The 12,530-nt window shown below is 61.3% G+C and carries 7 protein-coding genes; 5 read left to right on the top strand and 2 right to left on the bottom strand.

Translation table 11 applies throughout. The features are described 5' to 3' along the window. The first annotated feature begins 6 nt into the window (after positions 1–6). From ACQZ45_RS22735 to ACQZ45_RS22715, 5 genes are all read left to right on the top strand, one after another. Positions 7–1,071: a FecCD family ABC transporter permease gene (locus tag ACQZ45_RS22735; RefSeq protein WP_448742566.1), complete on the top strand. Its 1,065-nt coding sequence runs from the start codon at positions 7–9 to the stop codon at positions 1,069–1,071. Positions 1,072–1,094: 23 nt separating this feature from the next. Then, on the top strand, positions 1,095–2,048 hold the full coding sequence (locus ACQZ45_RS22730; protein ID WP_035200139.1) for an ABC transporter substrate-binding protein: 954 nt from the start codon (positions 1,095–1,097) through the stop codon (positions 2,046–2,048). A 232-nt stretch (positions 2,049–2,280) separates the two neighbouring features. Beyond that, positions 2,281–3,120, top strand: coding sequence for a siderophore-interacting protein (locus ACQZ45_RS22725; protein ID WP_013762282.1), 840 nt, complete (start codon positions 2,281–2,283; stop codon positions 3,118–3,120). Further along, complete coding sequence (locus tag ACQZ45_RS22720) at positions 3,113–3,391, top strand: phosphopantetheine-binding protein (protein ID WP_013762281.1); 279 nt, start codon at positions 3,113–3,115, stop codon at positions 3,389–3,391. Before ACQZ45_RS22725 ends, ACQZ45_RS22720 begins: the two co-directional genes overlap by 8 nt. A 69-nt stretch (positions 3,392–3,460) precedes the next feature. After that, positions 3,461–6,316 carry a condensation domain-containing protein gene (locus ACQZ45_RS22715; RefSeq protein ID WP_448742565.1) on the top strand — a complete coding sequence of 952 codons (2,856 nt, stop codon included), beginning with the start codon at positions 3,461–3,463 and terminating at the stop codon, positions 6,314–6,316. Between the two features lie 320 nt (positions 6,317–6,636). On the opposite strand, the gene ACQZ45_RS22710 is transcribed toward ACQZ45_RS22715, so the two are convergent. Beyond that, positions 6,637–7,983 (bottom strand): condensation domain-containing protein, encoded by a 1,347-nt coding sequence (locus tag ACQZ45_RS22710; RefSeq protein WP_035200137.1) that lies wholly within the window; start codon positions 7,981–7,983, stop codon positions 6,637–6,639. Positions 7,984–8,031: 48 nt separating this feature from the next. Beyond that, positions 8,032–12,471, bottom strand: a complete 4,440-nt coding sequence (locus ACQZ45_RS22705; RefSeq protein WP_080671303.1) for an amino acid adenylation domain-containing protein — start codon at positions 12,469–12,471, stop codon at positions 8,032–8,034. Positions 12,472–12,530: the final 59 nt, after the last annotated feature.

Below are 12,530 nucleotides of genomic sequence, written 5' to 3'. Positions count from 1 at the left end.
GCTGTCATGAAAAGGCAATTGGCCACCGATGGCAAAGCGGTCCTGCGGCTGCCGAGCGGTCTGCAGATCGGCATCGGCAACCTAAAGGCCGGCCTTGCACTGATCCTACTGGCGTTGGTGCTCGCCGCCATTTCCGTTAGTCTTGGAAATACACAGACCGGTCTCATTGACCTTCTCCACGGCGTTACCGGCGGGCATTTGAGCGACGATCAGGCCTATGCGCTGTGGACGGTGCGGCTGCCGCGCATCCTGCTTGGTTTTATGGCCGGATGGAGCGTTGCGCTGGCCGGGGCCATGCTGCAATCGGTCGCCCGCAATCCGCTTGCCGATCCCGGCCTGTTAGGTCTGAGCCAGGGATCAATGACCACCATCATGCTGCTCCTTGTGCTGGTGCCGACGGCGCCCAAGACCATGGTGGCGCTTGCGGCCGTCGGCGGCGGCCTTGCAGTAGCTTTCCTGCTCATAGCGCTCGTGGGGCGGGAACGTTCCAGCGGGCTCGCCATCCTGCTGATGGGCATCGCAATCGAATCCGCCCTTTCATCAGTCTCATCAGTGCTTTTGCTTTACACGCCAACGGAAACATCGCTGTCGCTTGCAGACTGGATGGCGGGTTCGCTATTTCAGGCGAGCTGGCCGATCATCCTCATATTCGCGCCTCTTTTCGCGGTCAGCCTTGTGGGCATTTTCCTCATCGGCCGGGCGCTTGCGGTTTTAGATCTCGGTAACGAGATGGCCATGGCGCTCGGCGAAACGGTCAAACGTTCGCGCCCGCTCGTCATCGTTTTTGCGGTCATCCTCAGCTCCGCTTCCGTCACCGCTGTCGGCCCCTTGACCTTTCTCGGCGTCATCGCCCCGCATCTCGCCACCTTCGTGTCGCCCGCCGTCGGTCGCGCCAGGCTTTTCCTGTCGGGGCTGACGGGCGGCATTCTGGTGGTGACCGCCGATACGCTTTCGCGTGGGCTGGTGGCCGATACGCCGATGCCGATAGGCCTTGCGCTGACGCTGATCGGCGTGCCGCTTTTCATCCTCACGCTGCGCCTGCAGGCGCTGCGCAGAACCAACCGCCACTGAAGAAATTGAACAAAGGGTATGCCATGCGATTTGCCATCCTCGTTGCAGCACTTCTGACCGCCGGAAGCAGCCTTGCCGCAGAGCGAACCGTCACCGATGCCGCCGGCCGCACGGTCTCCATCCCCGAGCAGCCGCAGCGCATTGTCGTCATGCACGAACCGCTGCTGGGCGTGCCGCTGATGGATCTTGGCGCCAACGTGGTAGGCGCCTATGGCCGCAACAGCGACGGCAAATTCGCAACCGCCGTTGATTTCATCGACACCGTTCTCGGTGAAGGCCGCACGAAACCGAAAGGTTTCGGCGCGGTGGGTCAGATCGATCTCGAAAAGCTGAGAGCGCTGCAACCTGACCTGATCGTCGCCACGGAAATGGACAGCGGCAAGGCCGAGCAGCTTTCCACCATCGCGCCCGTCTATCTGCAGAAGGTAAGCACTGGCCACACCTATGGCTTCAGCGTCGAAGAGAATCTTTCGGGTCTCGTTGGCAGAAGTGACGCTTTTGCCGAGCGCCGGAAGACCTATGACGAGAAACTCGCCACCGTCAAAAAAGCACTCGGCGAAGACGCAAAAGGCAAGACCTATCTCGCAATTCTGCTGACCGACCAGATCAACGCGGTCGGCGACATGTCCGGTGCGGTGCAGGCGCTCGAGGATCTGGGTTATGCACGGCTGAAAATCGACAACGCAACCTCGTCGGGTGGGCTGGGTTCCACCCTGACGATGCCGCTCAGTGCCGAGGCTTTTGGCAAGCTCAATCCGGATCTGCTGGTGGTGATGAACAGCTATAACAGCCCCGCCCGAGGCGAAGCCGGAACGCGCGCCGCACTTGAAAAGATCATTCCCGGCTGGGAACGCTTCGTCAAACCGGCGCGTGACGGCCGGATCGTCTTTCTCGATTCCAGCCGGGTCACGACGCCGTCCATCCCAAGCGCGCTGCACACGCTGGACGCGGTGGAAAGCTGGGCAGGCCGCCGTTAAACGCCTTTTCGACAAGCGCAATTCCGGCGCAAACCATGCGCCGGACATAAACTTGAGTTTTTGAAGAAACTTATATTGCGACCGCCGGAACCGCCTGTTATGGTTTGCGCATCTTGACACAACGACGTCGGATCTCCCGCCCGAAAACTCCGGTGCGCGATTGTCCGGCATGCCGATCCGGGACAGCGAAACTGCCGATCCCCATCGGCGATATCCCAGGGAAGACAGCAACATGAGCATTGCACAAAGCATTGAAACCGGCGTTCCGGACCGGACCCCCAAACGCCATCGTTACGCCGTCAAGCTACGCTGCCTTGACGTGGCCCGCGTGGAAAAACTCAGCCGGTCCATGGTGCGCATCGTATTGACCGGGCCTGAGCTTGAAGGCTTTGCCAGTCTCGGTTTTGACGACCACGTCAAGATGTTCTTCCCGCTTCCCGGCGAAACCGAACCTAACCTGCCGGTGATCGGCCCGAACGGCCTCGAATTTCCCGAAGGCGCGCCGCGCCCGCTCGCACGCGATTACACGCCGCGCAGCTTCGATGCCGAGAAGGGTGAACTCGCCATCGATTTCGCCACGCACCATGATGGCCCCGCCAGCAACTGGGCAAAATCCGCCAGGGTGGGTGACAAGGCATGGATTGCAGGCCCGCGCGGCTCGTTCACCATTCCCTTCACGTTCGACTGGCATCTGCTGATTGCCGACGATACCGGCCTTCCCGCCCTTGCACGGCGACTGGAAGAAATGCCCGAGGGCACCCGCGTCGTAGCGCTGATCGAAGTTGAGACGGAGGCTGATCGCCTGGACCTCGCCACGAAAGCTGACGCGTCGATCATCTGGGTAACGCAGGAGGCCGCGGGCGGCGCCGATCACGACGCCCTGACGGAGGCGCTGCGTACGCTTGAACTGCCTGAGGGCGATTTCTTCAGCTGGGTCGCCTGCGAATCGAAAGCGGCGAAAGACCTGCGCGCCATCCTGATCGGCGAGTACGGCGCGAACCCCAAATGGACGCGCGCTTCCGGCTACTGGCGGCGCGGGGCAAGCGGCGTTCACGATCATTTCGATGAATGAACCGGCAATCGCGGCGGCTGGCAAGCTGGAGGCGGACATGACGACGACGGAACTCAAAGCCCATCTTGCCAAGGTTCTGGACGATGAGGTGGGACATATCGGCCCGAACGCCAACCTGTTCGGCTGCGGACTTCATTCCCTCGCTCTCATGCGCCTGATCCCGCCGCTTTCGCAGCTCGCCGGCACGCGACTTCACTATGACGATCTCGCCCGTCAGCCCACGCTTGCCGCCTGGCAGGCGCTGATCGAGCAGTCGCGCGCGGGCTGCTGATCCCCGCAAGAGGGAACTTTTCCCGCCAAGCGCGACCTACCTCAACATTATACTTCCAAGGAGAGGACCATGGCAGCAGATAATTCGCGCATGCTTGCGCGCCGCATCGAACAAACCTTCGACAATGCGGACGAAGCCCCACGGAGCGGATCGCAGCCAAGCCAATATGAGGAGCGGGTCTGGTTCCAGCAGTTTCAGGACCCCGATCAGGTCTTCCGGCATATTCTCACCTACCGCATCGGCGGCGAGAGCGACCTTCTGCGCCTGACATCGGCACTGGAGACGGTTTGCGAGGCATGGCCCGAACTGCGCGTGCGGTTTTCCTTTGGAGAAGACGGCACCCTTGCCAAGAGCGTAGAGGCCCCTTCGGCATCTCTCGTGCAACTGTTTCAGACGGCATCGAAAGACGAAGCGGTGGCCCTTCTGCACGACCTTCAGGCAAGCCCGTTCGACGCGGAAATCGATCCGCCGTTTCAGGCCATCGTGCTCTTGAGCGAAGGAGAGGTACTGCTGGCGCTTCTGGTGCATGGCCTGCTTGGCGAATCCCTCTCGCCGCAGATTTTGCTGGGCGCTATTGCCGCAGCCTATGCTGGCGAGGCACCAAAGCCGCTTTCGCCACTCATCACCGAAAACGCCATCGTCAATCCAGTTCCGCTCCCCTGGCTGCAAGGACCGGCCTCCAGCACGCCCGTCGTCTCTCTCCGAAATAACGGGACCAAGCCGGCGAGCCACTGCCACGGCGTCTATCTTCCGGCCGCTCTGCTGGAGCTAGGCGGTTCGGCCGCAACGGACGCGCTTCTGGCACGCACCGGTGCCCGTTTCGCGCTTTTTCTGGCGGCCAATGGCGATCTCGACACTGTTACCCTGCGCCTGCCCCTGCAACCCGGGAGCGAGGCCGGCTTGCCGCTTCCGGCAGATGCGGTCGCCCGCGTCTCGATCTCACGTGGCCAGCCACCGCAGGAGGCCGAAAAAGCCGTTCTGGCTGGGTTGGCCCGACGTGGCGAACACAACGACGAAGTTGCCACCTTCACGCTTCAGACGCTGGCAACATCGGCTGAAACCTCATCCGTCGAGCGGCTCCGGTTCGAGCGCCTGCCGCTCCCCTCTCTCCAGTCCGGCCTTGGCCTGACGCTCGCTGCCGGCAGCACGGTTGATGGCCACATCCGTCTGGAACTGACCGGCGGCAAGGAGGCCTCGCCGCATGCGACGGCATTTCTGCTGGAGCGTTTCATCGCCCATCTCGAAGGCGGTGCGGATTTTTCCGGCATTACGCATCAAACCTCGTCCGCAGGGCCGGAGGCTGCAGCATCCCTGCCCGCCGCCTCCCGCTCCAGCGACGACGAGACTGCCGCAACGATCCTTGCCGAATTCCGCGAAGCGCTTGCGTCGCCAGACATGGGACCGGATGACGATTTCTTCGATTTTGGCGGCCATTCGCTGATCGCGACCCGCATCATCGGACGCCTTTTGAGCAATCACGGCATCGAGCTGCGTTTCAACGACCTGTTCAGCTATCCCACCGCCGCATCGCTCGCAAAACAGGCGACGCGTCTCGAAACCGCCGCCCCTGCACAGGCGGAAGCGACCGCGACCGGCTCGCTGACGGCACCGCTGTCGCTGGCACAGATGTCGCTCTGGAAAGCCTATGCCGCCTTCGGTTTCGGCGAGATTTTCAACATCGCCTTCGCGCTCGATTTCCTCGATCCGGTGGATGAGAGCGCTTTCGAATGTGCATTCCTCGATATTATCGAGCGTCATCCCGGCCTGCGAACCCATTTTTACGTCGAAGATGGGACGGTTCTGCAAAAGATCGTGCCGATGCACGACCTGCCCGGCTACAAGTGGTTCTGGACGAGCGAGGAAAGCGAAGGCGTGGACCGGCACACGGAAGCGTCCTGGCGGTTCGACCTTGCCCGTGAATTGCCGATGCGGCTGCGTTTCCTGCGCAATCCGCAAACCGGCGGCCAGGTGCTCTCTTTCCTCTTCCACCATATCGTACTGGACGAATGGTCGGTGAACCTGATGATGGACGAGCTGACCGAAGCCTATAGGGCAAGAGCCACGGGCAAGGCCCCTGTCTTTGCGAGCAAGCCCGCACCCTTCCATGAATTCGCCAGAAAACAGGTGGCATCCGGCGTCAACGGCGACCACCTTGCCTACTGGACCGATATGCTGCGGGACGCGCCGAAGGGCCTGGTCCTCACTGGACAGAACAGCACGCCGACAGATGCTGCACACGACGAGGCGCCGGCGGGCGGCTGGATCGAGTTCAAGCTGGAAAAACACGTCAGCGACGGACTTTACGCCATCGCCAAGCAGAACAGCGCCTCCCTGTTCAACGTCGTTTATGCCGCCATCGCCGCATCGCTGCGACATCTGGGTGGGTTGAGCGATTTGGTGGTCGGCACATCGGCGTCCGGGCGCACCGACAGCGGCTATTTCGATACGATCGGTTATTTCACCACGGTCGTTGCCCATCGTGTGCGTTTCCGCGAGGAGATGACTGTCGGCGAACTGATCTCCTCGGTGAAGAACACGGTCAACGGCTCTCTTGAACACAGCGAAATCCCGATCGATCTCGTCGAAGAGGCGCTTGGCATGACACCGGGTCGAGATCATCTGTTCGAGGTATTCATCCAGATTCACGCCAAGAACAAGCTGAACGGCACTCTTACAGGACCGGACGGCAAAGCCGTCGAGTTCCGCCAGATCGATCCCGACAAGCACGAATCCATGCTGGGGCTGCAATTCGAGGTGATGGAAGAAACGATTGGCGGCGAACGCTCCATCCGCGTGTTGATGAGCTACCGCTCCGACCGTTACGGCCCCGAGGATGTCGACCGGCTGCGCACGACCACCAGCGGCGTCTTCAGCCGTTTCGCCGAAGCAGGCGCTTCGGGCCGTGTGCTGACCACGCTGGCCTGAGTGCTGGCCAGGCTGCCCAATAAACCCGGCTCCGTGTGGCGGCACCGGGTTTTTGCTTTTTGACAAATGTCCTGAAAGCTCTCTTCCGACATGCTCGGGCCTGTCGCCAGCATCTGCGACGTCTGGTTTTATTTGGACGTGACTGGATCCTTGGGACAAGCCCAAGGATGACGTTGGGTGGGAGGAGAGCATGTCACCCCATCAGGCAGGGTTTTGCATAACGGAGCCGGGTTTATCACATCCGCACCCAGTCACTCCCGACCAAATGCAGAGTGACGGCAGAGAGATTTCCGTCGCCTTCTTGCAGAGTACCCGGCTTCTCAAACCGCCAGACGGAACGCCGCGGAAACCTCTCCGGCCGGAACCGCCAGCGCCTCGTCGCGCAGCATGGCATCCAGAAACAGCGGCAACTCCTCGCAGTAACGCGCGAAATCGTCGGCTTCGGTCAGTGCGGAATCCGCGTCGATATGCAGGTTCAGATCACTGCCGTCATCCTCGCCACGGAAGGTCAGGTTGAACCCGTCGCCTGGACCATTGGCGAGAATGTGTCTGATAACGGCAAGCCCTGCAAATACCGGCGCGCTGAAGGGCAGGACGTTGATAAGCGGTGAGAAGAAAAACCGCCGGCCCTTTGATATGTTGCGATCGGCGGCGATCTGTTCGATGCGGTAGCGGCCATGCAGGCGTTGCCGGCGCAGATTGGCGGCATTGCGCGCAAGGAAGCTACCAAGGCTCTCCTGCGGTTCTATCGTCAGATGGAAAGGCAGGATATTGACGAGCATGGCGGGCATATGCGCGCCGACACTGCCCCAGCGGCTCATGAAGGGCAGCCACAGCGTCAGCACATCGCGATCCGGGCGCGGCAATACGCGGTGAAGATAAAGGCCTGAAAGCAGCACCAGCACGTCCGGCCAGCCTATCTCCAGTGCGCTGGATATCTGTTGCAGTCTTGTGCTGAAACCTTCCGGCAATCCCGCATCGGCATGCAGGCCGCCGCCACCGTAATCCTCGCAATCCTTGTCCAGCACGGGCAGATCCACCGGCGGCGCGAGATAGGCCGTCCAGAACTCGCGGTCCTTTTCGAAACGGCGGCTTTGCCGGTAAGCGTCCTCTTCGGCAAGAAAACTGGGAAAAGGATGGAAACCCGGACCCGCCCCGCCCTTGCCGCAATAGTGTCCGTAAAGCTGCCCGCAGCGCTGCTCCACCAGCGTCAAACCATAACCGTCGACGACGATATGATGGGCTCGGATATACCAGAGGTAGCGATCGTCGGCGATGCGGTAAAGCACCTGGGCGGAGAGCTTGTCGGTTCGAAGATCAAGCCTTGCCTCGACATCCGCGTTCATGCGCCGCAGCGCTTCCTCGAAAGGCGCGGGATGGGCACGGAGATCGACAAGCTCGACCATCGGAGCGTGGAGCGGATCGCAGCATTGCTGCGGCGTCTCACCATCCTCACCGACGCGAAAACGGATCGACAGAACTTCCGATTCGCGCACGGTGCGCCTGATTGCCTCAAGCAGGGCGCCTTCGTTCACGGCACCGGAAAGCTCGATGTAATGGGCGACGGTAGAGACCGGCTCGTCGGGATGGAAGGAAAACTCCTCCCAGAAATCGAGTTGCGGCTGGGTCAGGGGAAGCCAGCCGCCGGCAGGATCGATATGCGCCATCTGTTTTTCCTTGAATTATTTCCGTAATTTTGGCCGCAATGATGCGGCTCATGCCGCCGAAGCGGGTAAAAGCGAACTGACCTGTTTGGCGTTTCGGCAACGCAGGAGTTGCTGCGGCGAAAGCTCCACGCCGAAGGCGCTGCGAATTTCGGCCGAGACGGTTTTCAGATGCGAAGGCAAAAGGCCAAGCGCCAGCAGATCGCTGCTCGTGTCCACATTTGCCGGGTTTTTGCCCAGCACGCCGAGATAGATATCCAGCACCCGGCGATCACCCTGATCGGCGACTTTGATTGTTACAGCCGCAGGTGCCTTTGCCGGTTCCGCTGCCGTCAGCAATTCGCGGGCGCGGCGGCGATCCGGCTTGCCATTAGCCGAGAGCGGCAGATCGGCCACATTGAGAAAGCGGCCGGGCACATGCGATTCCGGCAGATGCCTGCGGGCGAAATTGCGCAGATCGGCGGTGGAAAGCTCAAGGTCGGGCATCGGAACATAAAGCACGCCGATAGCAGCCTCCCCCTTTTGCTCGGCACCGTAATCCACCACCAGTACACGCTGGATGGAGGGGTGGCGGATAAGTTCATTTTCCACATCCGGCAGCGAGACCCGCACCCCGCGCACCTTGACGTAACCGTTGACGCGGCTGGCGAACATGATCTTGCCATCCGGCCGGTAACGGCCCCGGTCTCCGGTGCGGAAGGCGCGCACCGCATGTCCACCGGGATCGCTGACCGTGACGAAATCCGTCTGGGTAATGGCACCATCTTCAAGATAGCCGATCGCCACATTCACGCCCACTGTGTGGATGCGTCCGACAACGCCCGCCGGGCAATGGCCGCCCTGATCGTTGAGGATGAAATATCGATTGCTGGGTAGAGGGTGTCCATAGGGTATCGCCGTGGTATCGGCTGCCACGATCTCGTGCCAGATGCTCCAGATGGTCGTTTCCGTCGGCCCGCCCAGCGATATCAGCCGAAGCTCGGGTTTCAGCCGGCGCAACTCCTCGATGACCACGGGCTTGATGTAATCACCGCCCTGCGCAACGAGCCGGAGCGAGCCGAGCTGGTCGCCACGACGGCAGGACAGGAGCATCTCAAGGATCGCCGGCACCGAGCACCACAGCGTAACGCCGTGTTCGGCCACCAACTCGTTCCAGCGGACCGCATCCTTTTCCTCGCCGGGTTCCGGCAGCACCAGCGTCGCACCGGCGGCAAGCGCGCCGAATACATCGAAGACCGACATGTCGTGGTGCAAGGGCGTAACGGAGATAAAGACGTCATTCTCCGTCACCGTCCATTCCGAAAGCGTACTGTCGATGACATTGGCCGTGGCCCTGTTAGAGAGCACGACGCATTTCGGTTTGCCTGTCGTGCCGGAAGTGTAGAGGTAATAAGCGGGTGCTTCGCTTGCTGAAAGTACCGCCAGTTCCGCCGCGTTAACGGGCACGCCGGAGGCGGCTGGCGCTGCGAGAAGCTCCTCGGGACCGACAGCGTCGAATCCTTCAGGAACGCTATGGGCAACGATGATGGCCGGGCGGCAATTGGTCAGCAGATAGTGCAGGCGATCTTCCGGCGAGCTCGCATCGATCGGCACCCAAATGGCGCCGATAAGTGCAGCGGCCAGCGTGACGGCCGTGTGCTCCGGGCTGCGCGGCAGGCACACCGCTACGACATCGCCCCGGCCAATGCCGCGCGTCTTAAGGCCCGCCATCGCCCGCGCCACCGCGTCGCCAAGTTCGTGATAGGAGATGCGCCGTTCGCCGTTGATCAGGGCCGTGCGCGATCCGTCTCCTTCGAAAAGATGCGAGGCGATCCGTTCCAGGAATGGCGGGCAGACGAAGTTCCGCTCGTCGCCATTCAGCCGATAGTGAGACAGGTCGACGATCTCGCGGAAATTCATCGAAAACGTCCCGCTGGCGGTGATCGCGGTAATCGCACGCTCTATGGCGCCGAGAATGCCAGCCACCATTCCGGCATCGATCGCCTGCTCCGCATAATCGATATCGAGGACGAGATCGCCATCCGGGTTTTGCGAAAACCGGAAATCCAACGCCACCTGTGGTGTCTGGGTCAGCCCGTCCGTCCAACGAAGCGTGGAAGCTTGCGAAAGCGTCGGCCATGAGAGGCCGTTGGTGATGACGACAGGCAGGGCGAGCCCGCCGGGATTGGCGTTGAGAAGGATGCGATTGAGATCGATCCCTGAAAAAGCCAGATGATTGAGGCCCTCAAGCACATCCGTTTGCAAAGCTGCGGCACGCTCCGCAAAATCGCCCTTGGCCGCGTCCCATTTGAGCGCGATGAAGCTCGAGCGATTGGCAAAGGTGCCTTCCACCTGCGGGGCGACGGGAATGCCGACGACGAGGGCACCTTCGTTCAGCCAAAGCGACAGCACATCGAGGATTACCGCCGTCAGCGCAGAATTCTTGAACAGCCGCTCTTTCGCGCCGATCCGTGAAAAGGCGGTAAAGCGTTGTTTTTCCACGGTCAGGCTCTGGCGGCTGTAACGCGAAACGGCAATGGTTTCGAGCGGGGCTTTCCAAGGCAGTTGCGAGGGCACTTCCGCACCCTCAAGTTTCTCCGCCCAATAGGCGGCATCTTCGGCGCGGGCCGCTGCGATATCCTGCTGCGCGGCGATGTTTGCTACGGTTGATGCGGGCGGCACGACATCGTCGAAGAGTTCCGCCGCAAGGCTGGCTATTCCCCGTCCGTCGAGAATGAGGGCGTCGAAGCGCAGGAAGACCGCCACGCTGTCCCCCACCGCAACCTCCGGCAGACGAAAGACCGTGACCTGCCAGGGAGAAGCGGCAAGATCTAAATTGGCATGGGAGAAATCCTGCCGCACGGTGCCGATCCGCTGTTCGGCTTCGGCAGCGGACAGGTGCGAAAGATCAACAATATCAAGGTTTAGCTTCGGCTCATTCGAGACCACCTGCACCAGACGCCGCTCATCGATGTGGGTGCGCAGGCTTTCATGCCGCTCGACCATTGCGGTGAGGCGCGAGCGAAGCAATGCCGGATCGATATTGCCGCGATATTCGCGGAACTCCTGCATCGCCACGCCGCTCAGCGGCAGATGGGTGCCGCGACCGAGCAGATAGGCCTTTTGCAAGGCTGAGAGTGGCCGTTCCATGGATTTTCCTTTTGTCTGCACTGTCGCTTCAGGCGCTTGCAAGCCTAATCGCTCCACGGTCTCGGAAACGAGATCAGGGCTGGTGGCAAGGTGGCGAAGACGGGCGGTATAGGCGTCGAACAGGGCTCGCAGCCAGCTTTCCGGCAGCGCATCGAGCCGCACATCCCAGTTGATCAAAAGCCCGCCATCGAGCGCTGCGACCTGCGCATCCAGCGCAACTCCAGGCCCCTGCGAGACGGTGTGGATCATCGGGCCGAACACGCGCCCCACATTTTCCGAAAACAACTCGCCCCCGGGCAAATCGACACCCGCGGTAAAGACAACCGGTGAGGTCTGCAAACCGCCGCGCAGGCGGGAAAGGTCGCGCATGACGCTGACCCCGGGATAGGACTGGTGCGCCAGAAGCCCGTTCATTTCTCCGAACAGCCGTCCAAGCAGTCGCTCAAGGCTCTCCTCAGGCCGGATATCAACGCCAAGCATGAGCACATTGGAGAATTCGCCGACGATGGCATCGACCCCTTCCACCAGCGGCGCGCGCCAGAAAGCCGGCACGGAAAGCCGGAACTTTTCCGTATTCGTCGCTTGCGAAAGCACCATTGCAAAGACACCAAGCAACAGGGTCGACGTGGTCACGCCGCAGCGCCGCGCCATCCGTTCCAGACTGCTGCGTTCAGCCGGAGAAAGTCTTGCTGCAAGGCGATCGGTGTGAACGGCGCGTGACGGGTCCTCGGGCAAAAACGGCAATGGCGGTGCCTCCAGAATATCGGCAATATGTTGCCGCCACCACAGCCGGTCCCTTTCACGCTGGGCTTTGAGTTCCGGATCGGATGCAAGACTTTCCGCCCAGCTGAAAAACGATGGTGGTGTATCCCCCAATGGCTCGAGTTCGTCCGCGTCGGCTTCATAAAAGCGGGCGAGATCTTCCAGCACGATACGCATACTGGCGGGATCGATGGCCAGCATGTCGGTATCCAAATGCAGCCTGGCGCGACCTGCGGGCAGCAGGCTGAGCGATACTGCCGCCGGTGGGGCAACGCGCAGATCGATCTGGCGATGGCTCCACGCCTCACGTTTGGTGGCAAGACGGTGCGCAAGCGCCTCCTCATTGAGAGACGCCATGTCCTCCACGTCGAGGCCGAGCGGCCGGCCGGCGGGGTCCACCGTCTGTCGCCCTTCCGCATCGATCCTGAGGCTGAGCATGGGGTGACGCCGGCAAAGCCTTTCGACCGCGACGGCCAGTCTTTCCGCCTCCAGCCCCCTGCCTTCGAACTCGAGATAGAGATGCGGCGTAACTTTTCCGAGTATCCCGTCCGCCTCTCGGCCAACCCAGTAGGCAACCTGCATGGGGGTTAAATTTAGCATGTGAATTTGCACCGATTGACAAAACATGATTATCATAATCAAGTATAAGCCACCGTCAA

It is taken from the genome of Agrobacterium sp. 16-2014-1-2a, from assembly GCF_053522705.1.
This window is presented reverse-complemented; position numbering and strand designations above follow the sequence as displayed.